Origin of the sequence: Granulicatella balaenopterae (assembly GCF_900111135.1) — a bacterium.
GTDB classification, from domain to species: Bacteria; Bacillota; Bacilli; order Lactobacillales; family Aerococcaceae; genus Granulicatella; species Granulicatella balaenopterae.
The window spans coordinates 1-20,741 of sequence record NZ_FOGF01000013.1; the positions used below are offsets into that span (position 1 = coordinate 1).

General features: G+C 33.9%; 17 protein-coding genes. 4 read left to right on the top strand and 13 right to left on the bottom strand.

What is annotated here, in order from left to right; genetic code table 11:
* Positions 1-213 precede the first annotated feature (213 nt).
* The 10 genes from BMX09_RS10070 to BMX09_RS04270 all read right to left on the bottom strand — a co-directional run bounded on the left by BMX09_RS10070 (position 214) and on the right by BMX09_RS04270 (position 9,815).
* Positions 214-381, bottom strand: a complete 168-nt coding sequence (locus tag BMX09_RS10070; RefSeq protein ID WP_177159527.1) for a hypothetical protein — start codon at positions 379-381, stop codon at positions 214-216.
* Positions 359-1,048 carry a DNA alkylation repair protein gene (locus BMX09_RS04230; protein ID WP_089746458.1) on the bottom strand — a complete coding sequence of 230 codons (690 nt, stop codon included), beginning with the start codon at positions 1,046-1,048 and terminating at the stop codon, positions 359-361. The genes BMX09_RS10070 and BMX09_RS04230 overlap by 23 nt, the downstream gene beginning before the upstream one ends.
* A gap of 26 nt (positions 1,049-1,074) precedes the next feature.
* Positions 1,075-1,278, bottom strand: a complete 204-nt coding sequence (locus BMX09_RS04235) for a hypothetical protein (protein ID WP_089746459.1) — start codon at positions 1,276-1,278, stop codon at positions 1,075-1,077.
* Between the two features lie 237 nt (positions 1,279-1,515).
* Entirely contained in the window at positions 1,516-2,355 is an 840-nt protein-coding gene (locus BMX09_RS04240; RefSeq protein WP_089746460.1) for a nucleotidyltransferase domain-containing protein, read from the bottom strand.
* Between the two features lie 98 nt (positions 2,356-2,453).
* Positions 2,454-3,953, bottom strand: coding sequence for a response regulator transcription factor (locus tag BMX09_RS04245; RefSeq protein ID WP_089746461.1), 1,500 nt, complete (start codon positions 3,951-3,953; stop codon positions 2,454-2,456).
* Positions 3,950-5,671, bottom strand: a complete 1,722-nt coding sequence (locus BMX09_RS04250; RefSeq protein ID WP_089746462.1) for a sensor histidine kinase — start codon at positions 5,669-5,671, stop codon at positions 3,950-3,952. Before BMX09_RS04250 ends, BMX09_RS04245 begins: the two co-directional genes overlap by 4 nt.
* Positions 5,655-6,269, bottom strand: coding sequence for a YesL family protein (locus BMX09_RS04255; RefSeq protein ID WP_089746463.1), 615 nt, complete (start codon positions 6,267-6,269; stop codon positions 5,655-5,657). Before BMX09_RS04255 ends, BMX09_RS04250 begins: the two co-directional genes overlap by 17 nt.
* Before the next feature lie 170 nt (positions 6,270-6,439).
* Complete coding sequence (locus BMX09_RS04260) at positions 6,440-7,900, bottom strand: ABC transporter substrate-binding protein (protein ID WP_089746464.1); 1,461 nt, start codon at positions 7,898-7,900, stop codon at positions 6,440-6,442.
* 34 nt (positions 7,901-7,934) lie between these two features.
* Positions 7,935-8,858 (bottom strand): carbohydrate ABC transporter permease, encoded by a 924-nt coding sequence (locus BMX09_RS04265; protein WP_089746465.1) that lies wholly within the window; start codon positions 8,856-8,858, stop codon positions 7,935-7,937.
* A gap of 15 nt (positions 8,859-8,873) precedes the next feature.
* Positions 8,874-9,815 carry an ABC transporter permease gene (locus BMX09_RS04270; protein ID WP_089746466.1) on the bottom strand — a complete coding sequence of 314 codons (942 nt, stop codon included), beginning with the start codon at positions 9,813-9,815 and terminating at the stop codon, positions 8,874-8,876.
* Positions 9,816-9,989: 174 nt separating this feature from the next.
* Between BMX09_RS04270 and BMX09_RS04275 the strand changes: the two genes are divergently transcribed.
* Entirely contained in the window at positions 9,990-10,862 is an 873-nt protein-coding gene (locus tag BMX09_RS04275) for an ROK family protein (protein ID WP_089746467.1), read from the top strand.
* Positions 10,863-10,889: 27 nt separating this feature from the next.
* Positions 10,890-13,046 (top strand): GH92 family glycosyl hydrolase, encoded by a 2,157-nt coding sequence (locus BMX09_RS04280; protein WP_089746468.1) that lies wholly within the window; start codon positions 10,890-10,892, stop codon positions 13,044-13,046.
* A gap of 135 nt (positions 13,047-13,181) precedes the next feature.
* Here BMX09_RS04280 and BMX09_RS04285 read toward each other — a convergent pair whose 3' ends face one another.
* Together BMX09_RS04285 and BMX09_RS04290 are read right to left on the bottom strand one after the other, a co-directional pair.
* Positions 13,182-14,057, bottom strand: coding sequence for an ROK family protein (locus tag BMX09_RS04285; RefSeq protein WP_089746469.1), 876 nt, complete (start codon positions 14,055-14,057; stop codon positions 13,182-13,184).
* Between the two features lie 22 nt (positions 14,058-14,079).
* Entirely contained in the window at positions 14,080-15,123 is a 1,044-nt protein-coding gene (locus BMX09_RS04290) for a GntR family transcriptional regulator (protein ID WP_089746470.1), read from the bottom strand.
* Between the two features lie 124 nt (positions 15,124-15,247).
* On the opposite strand from BMX09_RS04290, the gene BMX09_RS04295 reads away from it, so the two are divergent.
* Positions 15,248-16,540 carry a glycoside hydrolase family 125 protein gene (locus tag BMX09_RS04295; protein WP_089746471.1) on the top strand — a complete coding sequence of 431 codons (1,293 nt, stop codon included), beginning with the start codon at positions 15,248-15,250 and terminating at the stop codon, positions 16,538-16,540.
* A 36-nt stretch (positions 16,541-16,576) separates the two neighbouring features.
* Positions 16,577-19,279, top strand: a complete 2,703-nt coding sequence (locus BMX09_RS04300) for an alpha-mannosidase (protein WP_089746472.1) — start codon at positions 16,577-16,579, stop codon at positions 19,277-19,279.
* Between the two features lie 96 nt (positions 19,280-19,375).
* Here BMX09_RS04300 and BMX09_RS04305 read toward each other — a convergent pair whose 3' ends face one another.
* Positions 19,376-20,692, bottom strand: coding sequence for an APC family permease (locus BMX09_RS04305; protein WP_089746473.1), 1,317 nt, complete (start codon positions 20,690-20,692; stop codon positions 19,376-19,378).
* Positions 20,693-20,741 lie beyond the last annotated feature (49 nt).

The window sequence follows — 20,741 nt, forward strand, 5'->3', positions numbered from 1 at the left end:
CGATTTTATTATAGGGCATCAGATGCTTTTTGTGTATAAAAAAATAAATGATGCCATTGAAGAATTTCTTCAACAACATCATTTATTGTAGAACCGCTTTTGTTAGTCCTAACCCTTCTATTGCTTGATGATAATCATCCAAGCATTGGCCAAAACATAGATACTGAACCAGCAAATACTGAATTCCCCTACCATCTTCATGCTCTATCCATTCTATTTCAAAAGGTTTTTGGCATCTATCTGCCAATTTGCTAATAATCTGAAAAAGTTTGGATACTGTTCTTTTATACTTTGACAATAATTCTGACATGGATTACAGTCACATGGCAGCGACTGTTGGCTTTGGTAATATTCTTTATTAGCTGATTGATCGACGTTCATCATCTGCCATCCTTTTATAGGACAACTTCTCTTCATGGGTGAATTGCTTACTTTCACAGATTTTTCGTAAAGTTGCTTGATAGAGTCTATTACCCATTTTATTTAGCGTGAACTGACTTTGAAAAGCACTAGGATTTTTACGAGCCGCTATTGATAGATACCATGCAGCCATCATATAGACATAATACTCATCTGTTTGACCGACTGTAATAACGTCACAAATGTCTTTTTGCAAAAATTCTTGGCGAGCCAATTTCAGACGCATGGCATAACGCTTGGTGAATTCTTCCGTTGACTGCAACCACTCCTTAATTTTTAGCGGTAGTTGGCTTTGATTATTTTTAAATAATGGTGGTAAAAATGAGTCACATGTTTGCCAATTATCAAGATAAGGTAAAAAATTATCAGTTCGTTCTAGTAACCGCTCTAAGTCTTTTTCTTCTTGTAATAAAAATACATGCAAATGATTTTCTTCTAAATACTGATGTGGCAATTCTTGTAAAAATTGATTCACAACATCAGGCTCTTCTCTGACTAAGCGTTTTGCTAATGAACGAATAATTGGAATGCGAACACCGATTAACTGCTGATTGGGAACTAACTTTTGATTGAATGCTAAATATCCTAAATCTTGTTCTTTTAACAACATTTCTTGAATTATTTCCATCTAAAAACCTCCTTTATAAGGTACGATTATATTCGTACTATACAGATTATCATTGCTGCTACGCTGTTTTGATCATTAACTTCATCAAAATGTACTTGATAATCACCATAAAAATTAGTCAACACAATTCTTAAGTAATCCTTTTCCTGTGCATATAGATAGACTGTTTTCTTAGGAGATGTTTGGTGCAAATGAGCAAGTGAATTATGATCACAATCGAATAATGCCATCTGGCAATCGCCTTTTTCGGTTGTTGTAACTAGAGTGATTTGATGGTCGCCTTCTACTTTAAAATGTTTAACTTTCTTTATAGTAAAGTTAGCTTTCTTACAACTAGCCGCTTCACCATTTGGGATACGGTGGCGCTATATTAAGAGTACCGAGCCCATTCTAAGCCATATCAATCCCTTTGTATATAATATATAGATTAGTATCACAATAATAATTGGTAAAATAAAAAAACATCTTTACACTTTCCTCTTTCTACTTAATCCTTGCTGGTTCAAACAGGCCAAAAATGCATGATTTAGTGCTTGCCACGATGGAGTCTGACTTTTTAATTGGTCTGCTTCAGCTTTAACGCGTACTAATTCTACAGCGATAAAGTCGTCGATTACTTGGTTTCTTGGGACTAGATAATCATTCGTGGTCTGATGTTGATTCTTGATTAACATTCCCAGAAACTCTAGAAATACCTCATGCGGCATAAATTTAAGTAAGTCATCAAATGGGACTGCTACTGGACATTCAATTTCTAAGATGTATCGGCAGCTTAATAAGGACTTTAAGATATGGAAATACTTTTTTATTGAGATTTCTGACGATTCTAAGCTTGATTGATAATTAGTTTGTGCGATATTCCAATAGTGATAGACGGATTTTTTACCATCAAAATAAGCGTTAGTGACCTTTTGCAGGATTCCGACTTCCGCTGGTCTAGCCTGATAGACAATTGGTGAATTAATCCATTCAAAGCAAGTCGCATTTGATTTATAGGCTAATTGTAGAAATTTTTTAAGATCCCAACCATTAATATCGAGCGTCTCGTCTAATTGCCATTCAATTACGTCACGCATCTTATCAAGTCTTAGATAATCACTTGGGCGACGCAAATAGATAAACCTAACGTCATAATCGCTATTATCTGCGGCAAATCCCCAAGTCCGACTGCCGGCTTCCACGGCTAAAAGAATAGTCACCTGTTCTTTTATTTCAATTTCTTTTAGTTGTTGTTTAATAATTTCTTGCATATTCCCACCTACCTGATGATTATTTTCGTCCTTATTATAGCAAATTTTCACCAACATTAAAAAGCCTCCGAACACACTTACTGATGAGTGTTCTTTGGCTCATACTATAAAGCCAAGGCAAGTTACGTTACTTATGTGGATTCCTTAGCTTAGACTTATTGAACTTCTTTATAACGTCCTTGATATTTGGCACGAAATTCTTTTGGCGATAGTCCATTTAATTTTTTGAACATTTTAATGAAATAATGATTCGTATTATACCCTGTTGCGAAAGCAATTTCATTAATATTTTTTTCAGTATCTAATAACATTTTTTGTGCTTTTTTAATTCTGACTTGATTAAGGTATTGTGAAAAGCTTTGTTCAGTATCCTTTTTGAATACTTGTCCTAAATATACCGAGTTAACGTGTAAATCATCGGCAATATTTTTTAGTGCTAAATCTTCATTAAAGCGTTCATTTAATACCGCAATTACTTGCATCGTTAATGCTGAATAGCGAATCGGTTGTTTATCACTTACAACTGAAATTAATAAATAACTTAACCAATCATAAATCTGATCAATTGTTTTACTTTGTCGAATAACATCCATTGATTTTTGATAGATGCCCTCACTTAAATAAGAATAATGACGATACATGTCTGAAAATAATAAAAAAGCAATATGACGGGCATCTTCTGGTGAAACTTGTTCAATTTGTAGTGCAGTAAAGATATTTTGAAGAGTAGCTAAAATAGTTTCCTTATCACCTATCATTAGCGCCTTATTAAAGCCCAAAAATTGAGTTGCTGATTTAGGAACTTCAATAATCGCTTTTTCTTTATTACCTAAATTCTGCGGCGATTCATTATAAAAAATAACTTTTTTAACTTGATGGTAACTCTCATATAAGTTCTCCCAATCTCCAACCACCTCACCAGCGAATATCCTGATTTTATCACTACCAAAAAATTCGCGACAACCATCAATGAATCGCAATTCTTCTAATGGCTCAAAATAACTAACAATGGTAATTTCAAAACTATTTTCTACTCTTGAATCAATCACAAAAAATACTTTACGCCACTCTTTTAGCATCAAACGAATACTATCAATTGTAATCTCTTTATCAGCTTTATATACTTTTAAAATCATGGCTCGATAGCCATTTTGAGGTTGGTAATGATTAACTACTTGACAAAAGCGCATAAATTCATGTTCATTTAATTCATCATTTAACCATGTTTTAATAATGCTTTCATAATATAAGGTATCACGAACTTCATCTATTTCTTCTTGATCTAATAAGTCTTTAATTTCAGCTAATTTTTGCTTTAATTCTTCTTTATCAATTGGTTTTACTAAATAGGACTGAATTCCTAGTTCCATTCCTTGGTGAATATAATCAAATTCTTGGTATCCGGAAATAATTAAGCTTTTTATTTTAGGAAATAGTTGATTGACTTCTTTTAATAAATCTAAGCCACTCTTCCCTGGCATGGTCACATCCGTTATCACAACATCAATAGGGATGCTTTTTAGAATTTCCAAGGCTTTTTCTGCACTATTAGCGGTAGCTGCAACTTCAAATCCTAGCTCCTGCCAATTAACAATTCGTTTCAAGCCTTGTAATATCATATATTCGTCATCTACTAATAATACCTGGTACATCATCTCTTTATCACCTCTTTTGGAATTTTTATTTCAATCCCTGTGCCGCATTTTTCTTTTGAAGTAATGTCAAAGCTAACTTGATTATTGAAATAATTTTGTAGTCGTAAGTAAATATTTTTTAAACCAATTGATTCTTGACGCATTTCTTGATCACATTGTAAATTTTGCTGGATTTCTGTTAATTTTTCAGGTGGAATACCACTACCATTATCCCTAATTAGGATAATTACTTGATTGTCTTTAGAAAAAGATTTAATACTAATTACATTATTAATTCTTGTATAGTCAATTCCATGAACAAAATAATTCTCCACTAATGGTTGAATAATAAACTTTGGAATCACAATATCTTGGCAATCTTTTTCAATCGTTACATGATAGGCAATTCGGTCTGGATATCGAATTTGATATAAAAAGGCATATTTCTCACAAAAATCCAATTCTTTTTTTAAAGTAGTTGTCTTTTCTTGGTTGATATTATTGCGCAATAATGCAGCAAAAGCATAGACAACATCTGCCAGTTCATCTTGTTCACAACTAACAGCATACATTCTAATATATTCTAATGTATTGTATAAAAAATGCGGATTAATTTGTGATTGTAAGGCTCTCATATGAGCATCTCTTTGCTTAATTTCAAGTGTATAGATTTCATCGAAGGATTGATTAATATATTCAAGCATTTGATTAATCGCTTCTGAAATCTCTAATAATTCCAATTCCATTCCCTTTGTATCAATTCTAGCTTGCCAATCACCAGCAATTACAGCATGGATCTCTTGGTTAATATTATTGACATTTTTACTATAACGAATAAACACTTTCTTCAATAATATCAATAGTGCCAGACTAATACTAAGATTCATTAAGATAAAGCTTCCAATCTTTTTAGCCATGCTTAGATAGAAATTATGTTTGGCTAATAAAACAACTGAATACATATTACTATCTTCAATATAACGATAAAAATAGCGTTCTTTAATCACTTGTTCAGCCAAGCCGTTCGCATCATCTTGTTTGACAATATTAGACAATAAAGGATTCCCTTTGGCGATATTTTGCGATAATATGCGACCTGACTTTTCTGCCACTATTGTTGAATAGACTTCATCATGCTCCAAATTGTTCTCTTTACGGTTCGGCTTAAAGTTAACATATAATGTCCCGATAACCTGTCCTGAATCAGGATTTTTAATGGAACGTACCAGATAAGCTTTATTACGAAAGACGGGATTCCCCTCAATTCTTTGACCATATGGCTGCCTTTCATCTGCTCGCAAAAAATAATTCAAATCATTTACCACAATATCAATGGAAGATACATCCGGATAAGTATAAAGCATACTTTTTAATTGTTCTGAAGCAAAATCAATTCGCTGGCCTTGATGCCAAGTATCTAATATATCAGAAAAATATTCCGTCTTAGTTTGCGTCATATAATTCATCATATTTTGATAATTTTCACCTTCAAAAAATAACATTTCCATTATGCGACTCGTTTCAATATTTTTATTAGTAACATCTTCTGCCATTTCACTAACTCGAATATCTAATTCGTTCATCGCAATTTGTGTATCATTAATATAAATAAAAATCGCTAAAATAACCGATAACATACCAAAAAACAAAATAATGAGTAAGCTATAAATCTTCATTAAGCGATTAATTAATAAGCCCTTCTTAAACTTTTCAATATAATGGCTAATCTTCTTCATCATAAGCAAACTTTCTTTCTATATTTTCGCGTGAGAATTTGGTAATATAATCAATCAGTAAAATAAAAATTCCCATTGTAAAGAATAAATAAGTTGCCTTATATTGCCAAGTAACAACCGCCAATATCATTGTTGCAGCTAATAAGAATAAAAAGCTTTTACCTGATAAAAACATACTAAAAAATGCTAGCTTTAAATTATCTTTTACACCAATCTCATAATAACTATGAAAGACTAATACATATTCAAAAAAGATTACACTTGCGACTAAACAAACAATTAGTAAAGCTGTTATCACAAACCATAATAATCCCACCATCTGTAAACTCAAATATAAATTATAGCCAAAAATTACCACTAATGCGATAAAGATATAAAAATATTGATTACCACGAATAAATTCTTCCTTCCACCACTGCATCATTTGTTTGAATTGTGGTTCTTGATGCTCATTTCTTGTTGATAAAACAATTTTATAGAGTACCATAATAGCTGGACCAATTCCTAAGACAAATCCACCACATAATGATAAAAAATGAAATACAACCGTTAAGCGGATAACATTCCAACTCAAATTAAAAAACTTATCAATTCCGTTCATAATATACCCCCATCTAATAATAACGCTTTCTTTACTATCATACACCAATTTTAGGCTAATTACCACGCCATCAAGTTAGCTTCACAGTGAATTTTCTACTAAATCACTAGACTCAAAAAATAGCTAAGCAAACAAATGCCTAGCTATTTTAAAAGATCAAATTTTATTTCTTATTGTTTTAAGAATTCATCGTATTGTTTTTGAATTTCATCACGTACTTTATCCCATCCTGCTGCTTTTAAGTCTTCAGTCATTTTTGGAATAGTAACTTCAGGGTCAACTGTACCAGTATTCACACTAGCTTTGTAACGGTTCATAACATTGGCGATATTTGTTAATTCTGTTTTCACATTGCTTGTATCGAAGTTGAATCCTAAGATTGGAGATTCTTTTGCTTCGGCAATTGATTTATCACGTTTTTCAATCATTTCATCAGTAATAGTATCTTGTGTATATAAGATATAGTTATTACCAGTATTCCAAGCTGACATGTGATAGTTTGGTTTATAGCCGTCTAATAATTTAATGCGATCTTCACCATCTTTTTCCCATGCTTCGCCTTCAACACCCCATACTAAACCATTTAATAATTCTTTGTCAGTATTTAATAATGCTAAGAATTCGGCAGCTTTTTCTTTATTTTTAGAAACATTTGCTACGACAAAGTTTGCCATTTGTGCTTGTGCAGTTGTTTTTAAAGCTGGTGTAATAGCACGAGAGACAATTTCTTTACCTGCTGCATTTGTTAAGATTGTGTCGCCGTAATCCATTGGTCCTTGTGTTTCTTCACGCATGAACCATGTATTACTATCTAATGAATAGCTATCAGAATCAGTTGCTGCGCCTGCTGGAATTAAACCATCAGTATACCATTGGTGCATTAATTTTAAGTCTGCCATCATTGCATCATCAGTATATTGGTTAATAATTTCTGAGCTATCACCATCAACACGAACTGCAAATGGCATATCTTTTGTAATTGGATAGTCATATTTTCCTGATAAATTAAATGTTTGTCCAATACCAAACGCTGCTGTATCTGGATCTTTTTCATGGAATTCTCTTAATACTTTATCTGCATCTGCATATGAGTTAATTCCTGAAATATCTAAATCATATTTATCAACTAATTCTTTGTTGAATGATAACATTTGTTGTGCAAAGACATTACCATTTACTGGATATGCATATAATTTACCATCGACTAAGTTTCCTTTAATGTAAGCTGGATCTAAATCATCATAAGCTTCTTTAGCGTATTTTGGAATTAATTCAGTCAAATCTGCAAATGCGCCTTTTTGTGAGTTTTGAACATATTTATTTGCAAATGCGATATCATAATTTTCCCCTGTTGCAATGATTGTGTTCATTTTATCGTCCCAATCACCCCAGCCAATATATTGCAAGTCAATCTTAGCATTGATTTTTTCTTCAATACGTTTATTGGCAATTTCCATTAATTGATCAAAATTTTCTGGCTTTGTACCGATTTGATACATTAATAATGTAGTTGGTTCATTACTCTCTGGTGCTTCTGTGCCACTTTCTGTATTTTGATTTGAACAAGCTGCTAAACTCGCCACTAGCATAGCTGAACCTGTTAACTTACAAATTGTTTTCCATTTTACCATAATATCTCCTCCTAAATTATATATGATTTATTTATTATTCCTTTACTCCACCAATTGTTAATCCTCCAACAAAGTATTTTTGGAAGAATGGATAGGTTAACGCTATTGGTAAAGTTGAAATAACCACGATTGCCATACGGACAGATTCACTTGGTAAGGATGCCATACCGCCCGCATATTGTGCACTCATTCCCGCATTTTGGGTTAAGTACTGTAGATTTTTTTGAATTTGCATTAATAAATACTGCAAAGGTACTAAATTATCATTTTGAATATAAAGTAAAGCGTTAAACCAGTCATTCCAATATCCAAGAGCTGCAAATAGACTAATTGTTGCAATCCCTGGAACAGCTAATGGTAGAACAATCTTTAAGAAAATCGTTAATTCTCCAGCACCATCAATTCGAGCTGATTCAATAATACTATCGGGAACGGTCTTTCTAAAGAAGGTACGCATTACTAAAATATTGAAAGGTCCTAAGGCTAATGGTAAGATCAATGCCCATAATGTATCTTTTAAATGAAGCATATTCGTAACCACTAAATAGTTAGCTACCATCCCTGGTGAAAATAGCATTGTAATTAATGCAAAAATTGTAAAGAACTTTCTAAAAGGAAAATACTTTCTTGAAATAACATAAGCATATAGAGAAGTCATCGAAGCATTCACGATTGTCCCTACTACCGTTACTAATACTGAAATGCCAAATGCATGAATAATCTTTTCTGACATCGTGCCACTAAAGATATACTTATAAGCTTCCGTTGAGAAGACTTCTGGGAAGAAAGTATAACCATGATTAGTTAAATAATCTTCTTGTGTCAATGAAATAATAATGACAAATATAAATGGCAAAATACAAGATATGGCAAATAGTGCAATGATAATATTAAAAATCAAGTTTGCTTTTGGACTAAATGACCGTACTTGAACTTTTTTTATTTTTTTCTTTTTCATCTATTTACCTCCTCGTTAGAATAATGCTGAATCAGGTTCAAGTCGTCTAACAATAGCATTTGTTCCAAGAAGTAAGATTGTACCTACTAATGATTGATACAAGCTTGCTGCTGACGCCATACCGATATCTCCAGTTGCTGTTAAGCCATTATAAATATAAGTATCTAATACACTAGTTACTTCATATAGTGCACCAGAATTTTTTGGAATTTGATAGAACAGACCAAAGTCCGCTCTAAAAATTCCACCAATATTTAAGATAATTAAGACTGTCATCATTGGAATAATTTGCGGAATCGTCACATGGATAATTTGTTGCCATTTATTCGCACCATCTACCATTGCCGCTTCATAATAGGTTTCGCTAATTCCCATTACACTAGCATAATAGATGATACTATTATAACCTAAGCCCTTCCAAACATTTAAGATTAAAAAGATTAATGGCCACCATGTTGGATCTGAATACCACATGATTGCTTCACCACCATGCGCAGTAATTAAATTATTTAACATACCATGTGTTGGACTTAAGAATGCATAGACGAAATATTCAATTACAACCCAAGATAAGAAGTATGGCAATAATGACATTGTGTGATAGACTTTAACGGCTTTTTTGCTACGTAATTCACTCATCACAATCGCAAAAGCTATCGCAAAGAATAAGTTAAAAGCTAAAAATACCAAATTATATGCTAAAGTATTTTTAGTAATTAACCAAGCGTCATTCGAAGCAAATAAATATTTAAAATTCTCAAAACCAACCCATTCACTATTCCTTAAACTATCAAGGAACCCTCCAGCTGAATAATGAAAATCTTTAAATGCAACCACATTGGCTAATACAGGAATATAAAAGAAATAAATAAACCAAATAAATCCTGGTAAAACCATCAATAATAAGACTTTATATTTCTTGACATCTTCCCAAAAAGACCGTTTTTTCTTCTTCATACGCTTCACCTACTCTCTTAATATTTTATCTACATTTATTATAGCAAGCGTTTCCACCGATTTTAACCAACAAACTTTAGATATAATAAAACAAATTTTAGGTATTATACTAAAAATCTTTCACTCTGCACCAGTTTAGCGCATACTATACTTATAAAAATGGAGGTGTATATAATGAAGTTATTAACTTTTGACGTAGGTGGTACGTCTGTTAAGTATGGTATTTGCGATAATGGACAAATTGATCATCATGGTATTTTCCCTACTCCAATAACTATTGAAGAATTTTATGAACAATTAGTTGCGGTTTTTGAATCAATTATTTGTCAACATATCATTAAAGGAGTCGCATTTAGTTGCCCGGGTGCAGTGAACCAGAAGACTGGCATAATTGAAGGTTGTTCTGCTGTTCCTTATATCCATGATTTTCCTATTAAAGACAAATTTGAAGAATTATTCCAGTTACCAGTTACAATTGAAAACGATGCGAATTGTGCAGCCTTAGCAGAAGTAAATTTTGGCAATGCTAAAGGCTGTGAGAATGCTATTTTATTAGTTCTTGGAACAGGGGTTGGTGGTAGTATCATCATTAATGGCAAGGTTTATCATGGCTCTCATTTATTTGGCGGAGAATTTGGTTTTATGGCTATGAATGATGAGCTTGATACATTTAGCGCTTTAGGTACAGTGGTTAATATGGCTAAACGTTATAATGACCGCATTCCTGGTGTAGCCGAACTTTCAGGTAAGGATATTTTAGCATTAGCAGATCAAGGAGCAGAAATGGCTTTAGAAGAACGCAAAATCTTCATTAAATCTGTTGCACGTAGTATTTTTAATTTGCAACACGCAATTGATCCTGAAGTCATCTTAATTGGTGGTGGCGTCTCAAATTACCCACTACTATTACCACTTATTCAAGAAGAATTGGATACCATCTACCAAAAATTAACGCACACTACCCTATACCCTACTGTTAAATTATGTCAATTTAAAAATGATGCAAATTTAATTGGGGCTTATGTTAACTTTTTACAGCAAAAATAATAGATATACATTAATGGAGGTTTTAATATGATTGATTTAATTGATACGCGCTTTGGCACCAATAATAGCTATACTTTTTCACACGGGAACTGTCTGCCATATACTGGTGTGCCATTTGGGATGAATTATTTTGCGCCACAAACAACGAATTCGAATGGTAGTTGGTGGTTTCACCCAGATGATAGAACGTTTCAAGGGATTCGTCTAACCCATCAACCTAGTCCTTGGATTGGTGACTTTTCTCAATTATTATTTACACCAATTAGTGGTGAGATTCGTTATGCAGATTTATTCCATAATCAATCAAGTTACCGTCCAGAAGATGCGATTTTTTCTCCGCATTATTTAAAAATTAATTCATTACGCTATGGAATTGAAAGTAAATTCACCCCAACAGAATATGGTGGCCATTTTAAATTTGATTTTTCGAATGGATATGGCGGCTTATTATTAACCAATCCCGGGAAAGCTAGCTGGAGTTATGATGCAGAAAGTGGCTTAGTAACAGGTTATGTTGAGACTTATAGCGATTGCCAAGATAAAGAGATGAAGATGTATCTAGCACTAAAAGCTGATGTTTCAGAACTTAATGTATTACAAAAAGACGAGCTAATTTGCGACCCTAACTTTACGGACCAATTTTATTATGTAGGCTTTCCTAATGATATTAAAGAAGTCAATCTACAAATCGCCAGTTCGTTCATCTCGCCAGAACAAGCCCGTTTGAACTTAAGTCGCATTCAAGATACTAGCTTTGACGACAAAAAAGAAGCTGCTAAAAAATTATGGGAACACTACTTAAAACGTATTGAAATAGAAGATAACCGCAAAGATGAAATTCAAAAATTCTACACTATCTTCTACCGTGTCTTCCTATTCCCACAAAAGTTTTATGAACTAGATGAAGACTTAGAACCAATTCATTACAATACTTCTTCTAAAAATATTGAAAAAGGGAAATACTATACTAATAACGGCTTCTGGGACACCTATAAAACGGTCTACCCACTCTTTTCACTCATTGCGCCAGAAGTATACGTTGCAACCATTGAAGGCTGGCTCAATCACTATAAAGAGACTGGCTTTTTACCAAAATGGTTGTCCCCTGATGAGCGTGGTATGATGCCAGGAACAATGATTGATGCCGTATTAGCAGATGCCATTACTAAAGGGATTGCTCTTGATAAAGCTGATGAAATCTTAGACGCTATGATTGATAGCGCTAAAAAAGAAGATCCATCTGGTCGTTATGGACGCACTGCAACAAATGAATACCAACAATTAGGCTATGTACCAAATCATTATTCAGAATCAGTTAACCAGACGCAAGACTATGCTTATAGTGATTTTTGTATTAGTCGAGTCGCTGAAGTCATTGGACAAAAAGACATTGCCAAAACTTTCAGTGAACGTTCATTATCTTACCGCAACTTAATTCATCCAGACCACAAATTATTAGTCTCAAAATCAACTAATAACCTATGGAAAGAAGAATTCTCACCCTATCATTGGGGCGGTGACTATACTGAAGGTTGCGCTTATCAAAATAGCTTTGCAATGTATCATGACTTCCTTGGATTTATCAATCAAATTGGTGGCCCACAAGAGATGCATCAATTATTAAATACTCTTTGTAATAATGGCACAACATTTGACGTTAACCACTACCAATTTGAAATCCATGAAATGAGTGAACTAGCTGCGCTTGATTTTGGCCAAATCGCCATCTCAAATCAGCCTAGCTTCCACTTACCATATCTTTACCACTATATTAAACAACCAAATACGGCACGTTTATTACTAAAAGAATTACAACAACATGCCTTCAATAATGGATATCCAGGTGATGAGGATAATGGTAGTATGAGTGCTTGGTATGTCTTTAATACATTAGGATTTTATCCAGTTACGCCTGGTAGTGGCGAATATCTAATTGGAATTCCCTACTTTGATGAAGTGACTCTCCACTTAGCAAATGGTAAGTCATTACGAATCACAGCAAAAAATAATAGTAGCCATTACTACTTTGTTAACAGAATCGAGCGCGATGATATAGCTCATGATTCACTTGTATTTACGCATTCAGATCTCATTAAAGGTGGTACGATTAATTTCGAACTTTGCTTAGTACCACCGATTCTAACGATTTCTGATGAAGATTTACCATTTTCATTAACAAGATAAATTAAAAAAGGTAGGCCGCTAAAATAAATGAGCAGCCTACCTTTTATTACTTATACGATTATTTCAAAATGAATTTAGAGCTAGTTGTAAAGCTATTTTCTAAATGCGTTTATACTATTTTTATACTGTGTATGTTTATTTTGCTTTTTCAAAAGCTTTTTGTGCCAATACAAAACAGCCAATTGTTGCGGCATTATTTCCTAGTTTTGGTGTCTTAATATACTCATCAACTGTTGGGTGAGTCACATAACCATTTAAGACTTTTTCGAAAGCTTTTTTAACTTTTGGCAATAAATGTTCTTGTTGCATTACACCGCCACCTAGCACAATTACTTCCGGTGCTAGCATTAAGGTTGTATTATGGACACATTGGGCAATATATTCTGCTTCAATATCCCATAAATAATCATCTTCTTCTAATAATTGAGCAGCTTTACCAGCACGAATACCAATTGCTGGACCACTTGCGACTCCTTCTAAACAATTATGATGGAATGGGCATGAACTAGCGGCAGTATCTTCAGGATGGCGGGTCACTAACATATGTCCCATTTCGGTAAAATTAACTCCACCAATAAATTGATCATCTTGAATCGCACCCGCCCCAATACCAGTTCCGATTGTATAATAGACCAAACTATTAGAATCCTTACCATGGCCATAATGATATTCACCAAAAGCTGCAGCATTAACATCGGTTGTCCATTCAATTGGGCAATTAAAGAATTCTACTAAAGCCCCAATCAAATCAAAGCCTTGCCATTTAACTTTTGGTGAAGCTAAGATATGACCATATGTTTTTGAAGATTTTTGTCCATCAATTGGACCAAATGAGCCCACACCAACTCCATCAAGCTGATGATTATATGGAGCAAAAAACTCACAAACATCTTTAATAGTTGCTTCTGGTTCACGTGTTTCAATTGAGACACGTTCTAAAATTTCCATCTTTTCATTACCAATTGCACAAACAAATTTTGTTCCACCTGCTTCAATACTTCCAAATAACATTCAAACCACTCCTTAAATTAAATTATTGTTGACTACTTTTGCGTAATTTTAACTCCACTGGAATTGCAATATGTTGCTCTTTTAAGTCTTCTTGTTTCATTTCCTTTAAGATTAATTCTCCCGCAACTTTTCCCATTTGATAGAAATTTTGAGCTGCTGTTGTTAAATGAGGTTCAATCAAACGAGATGCTTCGATATCATCAAAACCAACAACGGCAAAATCATCCGGAACGCTTAGCTGTAGTGCTTGTAATTGCTGAACAATTTGAATCGCAAGCCAATCACTTTCAACAACTAAACCACAATATATACTAACATCATCTGTTACTTCTACCATTATCTCTTCAATTAATTGATCTAATGAGCGTTCATGTGATGATTCTAAATGATAGCTTTTTAAGTTAAGTTCACTACAAGCTTTTAAATAACCAAAATATCGATCCCTTACAGAAGATACTTCAGCTAAAGATTCCATACCTACAAATAAAATCTTCTGACATCCCCTATTCGCTAAATGTTTAGTTAATTGATAAGCTCCTCCTTGATTATCAGACGTGACTGCTGGATATGAAAACATTTCTAAATCTTTATCTAATAATACAACAGGTAATTGATTTAGTTGGGCTTGATATACCAACTCTAAGCTATTTTTCACATTTTCAGGATAATAAATTAAGCCTTGATACTGCTCTAATTGCTCAATTGTAAATTTATCTGATATACGAATAGCTAATTCATAGGGTGAATAATCTAAGACATCACTAATTCCTCTTGCGTATTGACCAAATTCATGATCAGCATTAAAAGGCATCACTAACACAATTTCTTGACGTTTAACAAAGGGATTAGTTGTTCGTTCTTTAACAAAGCTACCTTTTCCTCGGATACGTGTAATATAGCCATCTTGTTCTAATTCTTGTAATGCTCTTTTTGATGTAATGCGACTAACACCAAATTCACGTGATAATTCTAATTCTGTTGGTACCATATCACCAATCGTTAATTCATTCCGATTAATTTTATCTTTTACTATTTGATATATCTTTTCATATAAATATTCAGTCATGACTCTCACCTCTACTATACTTTAACACAGTATTTTGTAAACGGCTACATTTTTTATAGACTTTTTTATTTTTCTAAACTATAATATAGTCAACGAAATGATATATCATTAAGGAGGAACTATAATGTTAAAAGATATACCTGCTTCAGTAAGAAGATTTATGGATGAGATTGAAGAATTATGTGGTGAAAACCATGCGGATTGGGCAATTAACTTCAAGAAGAGTTTTGCGAACACATTAGAAACAACTTTAAAAGTCAAAGAAGATGGTACGACTTTCTTATTAACGGGTGATATTCCTGCAATGTGGCTAAGAGATTCAACTGCTCAAATGAAGCCCTATTTATTAATTGCTAAAGAGGATCCGATTATTCGTGATTTGATTACCGGATTAGTAAAAAGACAATTTGACTATATTACGATTGATCCTTATGCAAATGCTTTTAATGAAGAAGCTAATAATCACGGACATCAAACTGATCACACGGCAATGAATCCTTGGATCTGGGAACGCAAATACGAAATCGATTCCCTATGCTACCCAATTCAATTGGCCTATCTTTTATACAAAGAGACTGGTGAGACAAAACAATTCAACAGCAACTTCCATCAAGGTGTCAAAGAAATCTTACATCTTTGGACAGTCGAACAAAATCATGAAAACTCACCATATACTTTTGTGCGTGATACTACTCGTAAAGAAGATACTTTAGTGAGGGATGGTTTGGGTTCTCCTGTTGCAATGACTGGTATGACTTGGTCTGGTTTCCGCCCGAGTGATGATTCATGTATTTATCACTATTTAATCCCTTCTAATATGTTTGCTGTTGTTGTACTGGATTATTTGAAGGAATTGTATAGTACTTTATTTACAGATGAAGCAATCTTAAGTTGTGTGACTCGTTTACGTGATGACATCGAAAAAGGCATTAAAGAACACGCCTTAGTCCAAAATCAAGCCGGTAAAACAATTTACGCTTATGAAGTTGATGGGTTGGGACATTATTCAATAATGGATGACTCAAATATTCCTAGCTTACTAGCAGCACCGTATTTAGGTTATTGCGATAGTCAAGACCCTACTTACCTTGCGACTCGCAAAACTTTATTAAGTAAAGAAAATCCATATTACTATGAAGGGAAATTTGCTCGTGGTATTGGTAGTTCACATACTTATCCGAACTATATTTGGCCAATCTCACTAGCAATCGAAGGCTTAACGACTCAAGATAAAAAAGAAAAAGAACGCATTTTAGATTTATTGGTTGCAACTGATGCTGGTACCCACCTAATGCATGAAGGTTTTGATGTTGATAATCCAGAAAACTTTACCCGTGAATGGTTCTCTTGGGCTAATATGATGTTTTGTGAATTAGTAATGGATTATTTTGGTTATAAAATTAAAGGCAGAAAATAAATAAATGATAATAAACCCTACGAAAGGAAGTTAAAAATGAAGAAAAAAATTGTACATATCATTTCACATAGTCACTGGGATCGTGAATGGTACTTACCTTATGAACAACACCATATGCGCCTTGTTCAATTAATTGATGATTTATTAGAATTATTTGAGACTGATCCTGATTTTGATAGTTTCCACTTAGATGGCCAAACAATTACCATTGAGGATTACTTACAAGTTCGACCAGAAAATGAAGGCAAAATTCGTCAAGCTATTGCAGATGGCAAGCTAAAAATCGGACCATTTTATATTTTGCAGGATGATTTCTTAATTTCAAGTGAAGCAAATGTCCGTAATATGATTATTGGTGAGGAAGATTGCCAAAAATGGGGTAAAAAAGTTGCATTAGGTTACTTCCCTGATACATTTGGTAATATGGGTCAAACAGCACAAATTCTTAAAAAAGCCAATCTTGAAACAGCAGCATTCGGTCGTGGTATTCGCCCTACTGGATTCAATAATATGGTAGCTGAAGATGAAGAGTTTTCTTCACAGTTCTCTGAATTACTTTGGGAAAGTCCTGATAAGAGTCAAGTTTTAGGTATTTTATTCGCTAATTGGTATAGTAATGGTAATGAAATCCCAAGCGTTCGTGACGAAGCTTTGACTTATTGGACAAAAAAACTTGCTGATGTTGAAAAATTCGCTTCAACTAAACATTTATTAATGATGAATGGTGTTGACCACCAACCTGTTCAAAAAGACTTATCAAAAGCCATTAAACTAGCAAATGAATTATTCCCAAATTATCACTTTATTCATAGTTCATTTGACCGTTATATTGAAGCAGTTCACCAAGAAGTACCTGATACATTAGCGACTATCGAAGGTGAATTAACCAGTCAAGAAACAGATGGCTGGTACACATTAGCTAATACCGCTTCAAGTCGCATTTACTTAAAACAAATGCATACAAAAGTCAGCCGCCAACTAGAAAATATCGCAGAACCTCTTGCAACAATGGCTTCTGAATTAACTGATTACGAGTATCCACACGATCAATTGCGTTATGCTTGGAAGTTATTACTTCAAAATGCGCCACATGACAGTATTTGTGGCTGTAGCGTTGATGAAGTTCATGCTGAGATGATAACACGTTACCAAAAAGCTTTAGAAGTCGCTAAATTCATTAGTGAAAAAGCCCAAACTGCTCTAGTCAATGCAATTGATAGCAGTTATTTTGAAGATGGTGCTGTACCATTTACCGTCTTCAATACTAGTGGTTTAGAACGAAAAAACGTTTTAGAAGCAAAAGTTGAGTTGAAACGTTTTGAATTTAATGGCAATATTCCAAAAACAGTCTATCAAAAAGCCAAAGACTATATTGCTGGGCTAAAAGACTTGGTTGTCGTTGATAAGGATGGTAAGGTTTATGATGCAATGATTAGTAAACCTAGCATTAAATTTAATTACGAATTGCCAGAACGCGCTTTTAGAATCCCTTACTTCGGTGTATATGTAACGGTTGAATTACCAATCAAACAAGCAGCTATGTCATGGGATACTTTCGCCGTAACTACTCGTGAGGATGCCGAAAAATCAGCTAAACCAGCCTTATTTAACGAAGCTACAACCACTTTAGAAAATGACTTCCTAACAGTTGTTATAGAAGCTAATGGTTTATTGAACGTCACTGACAAATTAAGCGGCCGCAAATACCATAATCTATTACAATTTGAAGATACTGGTGATATCGGTAATGAATATATCTACCGCCAAGCACATAACGACACTGCTCGATTTGCACATGATGGCAAGACAACATTAACCGTCTTAGAAAATAATCACCTACAAGCTAAAATCGAATTACAACAAACCTTTGAAGTGCCGGTAAGTGCTGATAGCTTACTAACAACTGAACAAAATATGGTGATAGATATTACAGAGCGTCTTGCAGAACGTTCAACAACCACTACACCATGGACACTAACAACTGTCATTACAATGGCTCATAATAGCCCACAATTACACTTTACAACAAGCTTTGACAATCAAATGACTGATCATCGCTTACGTGTCTTATTCCCAACTAAGATCGAAACAGACGTCAATTACGCTGATAGTATCTATGAAGTTGTCGAAAGACCAAACAAACCAAATATGAAATTCTGGAAAAACCCAACAAACCCACAACACCAACGCGCCTTCGTTAGCTTACTAAAAGACGATTATGGCGTAACAATTGGAAATTACGGCTTAAACGAATACGAAATCGTTGAACAAGATAAGACAATTGCCGTAACCCTACTTCGCTGTGTGGGAGAATTAGGTGACTGGGGCTACTTTGAAACAAAAGAAGCACAATGTATTGGTAAGCATACCGTGGAATTTACCTTTGAAAGCTTTACACCAGAGACTAAATTTGCTAGTTATATACGTGCAAAACAACAACAAGTACCACTACAATACCAAACTAACCCACGCCATCAAGCAAAACTAGCTTCACAACACGCCTTCTGCACTATTAACTCAGATGGTTGCTACTTAACTGCTTTAAAACGCAACACCAAAACAAACCAAATCGTCACACGTGGCTTTAATCTATCAAACACTCTAGCTCATTACTTATCTATCGACATGCCAAATTACGAAGGATTCGTTTGTAATTTACTAGAAGAAGACTTAAACCGTAAAGCCACTGAAACCTTTAACCCAGGAGAAATCAAGAGTCATATTTGGCGTAAAAAATAAGGGACCAATAAACAGCCAACTAGTACTCTTACTGGTACTGGCTAAAAATACATAAAAATGGTGGCCTCCCATCAATTTGGAGAAGCCACCATTTTTTTATTTAATTTGCTTACTATAGACAAATAAACCTAACATCGCCCAAACAATTAAAAAGATTATTGATGGACATGATAAAAAAGCAGGTGATATAGGAACTAATAATAACAAAATAAAACTCAAGGATACCCCTACCGAAATAATCGACAAAATCTTACCAACTGTATTTTTAGCAAAGCGAATACTTACATAACTCACATAGAGATACGCAATCGCAGCCAATACACTCGCCATATCAACAATATAAATAATCACCTCACGCCCCACTAAAGTTGCTAACAAACTAATTGCCGTTACAAACATAATAGCATAAGGATTTGCATTATTTTTATTTTTGTAAGCATAGCGCTTAGACATCATATCACGATCTCCTAAAGCAGCAATTAACTTACTACTAGCAATCATAAAGCCATTAATCCCACCTGTAATCGCTGCTAATAAAGCCACTAACATAAAGCCAAAGCCAATATAACCTAATTGACTAATAATCGAACTAGCCACCGCCCACTCTAATTCCATAGCTTCTTTTGGTCCATAGCTAAGACCTGCAATAAAGTTCAAAGTCGCATAGATTAAGACACCTATCATCAGAGAAACAATCGATAATTTAGCCGTCTTACTAGGTTTAAAATTCAAATCTGTTGCCACCTGGGGAATCACATCAAAGCCCACAAATAGAAACGGTACAATCGCAATTACGGTCGCAATTTCACTAAAGGAAAATTGATACCCAGTCACATAATATCCCTCTAAAGTCGACAAACCACTCTTATGAACCATTAAAGCTGCCATTGTAAAGACAATCACCACCAATAATGTAATCAAAGTATTTTGAATTTTAGAACTAATCCGTAACCCCTTAATATTAATCCAAGCAAATAATAAAATCACACTACTCATAATAATAATATCTGATAAATATACCTGATAGCCTGCAAAACTATATAATAAAAAGAAACTATACTGATCGCCTAATAATAATTTGTATAGTAACACATATGCACTAGCATTCAATGGAATCATACTTAAATAACACAAACTCAATGACCAAGCCACAATAAAACCATGAGCTCGCCCTAAATTATCCAATGCATAAGTAAATTCACCACCATCTTTTTCATGAACACTCAGCATTGTATGATAGGAATACTGAATAAACATAATCAACAAGCCACCCACTACTAAACCAATTGTCGTATTCACAACACCTGATTGCTGTAAAAACTGCTTACCCGGCAGTGTAAATGAGCCTAATCCAATAATCGAACCTATCACCAAACCTAACACATCAAACTTACCCAATTCATTCTTCTTCATTCAATTCTCCCATCTTTAAATATCATCTTCCACATTCCAAATAAAAACA

Excerpts from the sequence above, each read along its gene's own strand:
- BMX09_RS10070 (WP_177159527.1), bottom strand. The coding sequence starts at position 381 with ATGAACGTCGATCAATCAGCTAATAAAGAATATTACCAAAGCCAACAG.
- BMX09_RS04230 (WP_089746458.1), bottom strand. The coding sequence starts at position 1,048 with ATGGAAATAATTCAAGAAATGTTGTTAAAAGAACAAGATTTAGGATAT.
- BMX09_RS04235 (WP_089746459.1), bottom strand. The coding sequence starts at position 1,278 with ATGGCATTATTCGATTGTGATCATAATTCACTTGCTCATTTGCACCAA.
- BMX09_RS04240 (WP_089746460.1), bottom strand. The coding sequence starts at position 2,355 with ATGTTGGTGAAAATTTGCTATAATAAGGACGAAAATAATCATCAGGTA.
- BMX09_RS04245 (WP_089746461.1), bottom strand. The coding sequence starts at position 3,953 with ATGATGTACCAGGTATTATTAGTAGATGACGAATATATGATATTACAA.
- BMX09_RS04250 (WP_089746462.1), bottom strand. The coding sequence starts at position 5,671 with ATGATGAAGAAGATTAGCCATTATATTGAAAAGTTTAAGAAGGGCTTA.
- BMX09_RS04255 (WP_089746463.1), bottom strand. The coding sequence starts at position 6,269 with ATGAACGGAATTGATAAGTTTTTTAATTTGAGTTGGAATGTTATCCGC.
- BMX09_RS04260 (WP_089746464.1), bottom strand. The coding sequence starts at position 7,900 with ATGGTAAAATGGAAAACAATTTGTAAGTTAACAGGTTCAGCTATGCTA.
- BMX09_RS04265 (WP_089746465.1), bottom strand. The coding sequence starts at position 8,858 with ATGAAAAAGAAAAAAATAAAAAAAGTTCAAGTACGGTCATTTAGTCCA.
- BMX09_RS04270 (WP_089746466.1), bottom strand. The coding sequence starts at position 9,815 with ATGAAGAAGAAAAAACGGTCTTTTTGGGAAGATGTCAAGAAATATAAA.
- BMX09_RS04275 (WP_089746467.1), top strand. The coding sequence starts at position 9,990 with ATGAAGTTATTAACTTTTGACGTAGGTGGTACGTCTGTTAAGTATGGT.
- BMX09_RS04280 (WP_089746468.1), top strand. The coding sequence starts at position 10,890 with ATGATTGATTTAATTGATACGCGCTTTGGCACCAATAATAGCTATACT.
- BMX09_RS04285 (WP_089746469.1), bottom strand. The coding sequence starts at position 14,057 with ATGTTATTTGGAAGTATTGAAGCAGGTGGAACAAAATTTGTTTGTGCA.
- BMX09_RS04290 (WP_089746470.1), bottom strand. The coding sequence starts at position 15,123 with ATGACTGAATATTTATATGAAAAGATATATCAAATAGTAAAAGATAAA.
- BMX09_RS04295 (WP_089746471.1), top strand. The coding sequence starts at position 15,248 with ATGTTAAAAGATATACCTGCTTCAGTAAGAAGATTTATGGATGAGATT.
- BMX09_RS04300 (WP_089746472.1), top strand. The coding sequence starts at position 16,577 with ATGAAGAAAAAAATTGTACATATCATTTCACATAGTCACTGGGATCGT.
- BMX09_RS04305 (WP_089746473.1), bottom strand. The coding sequence starts at position 20,692 with ATGAAGAAGAATGAATTGGGTAAGTTTGATGTGTTAGGTTTGGTGATA.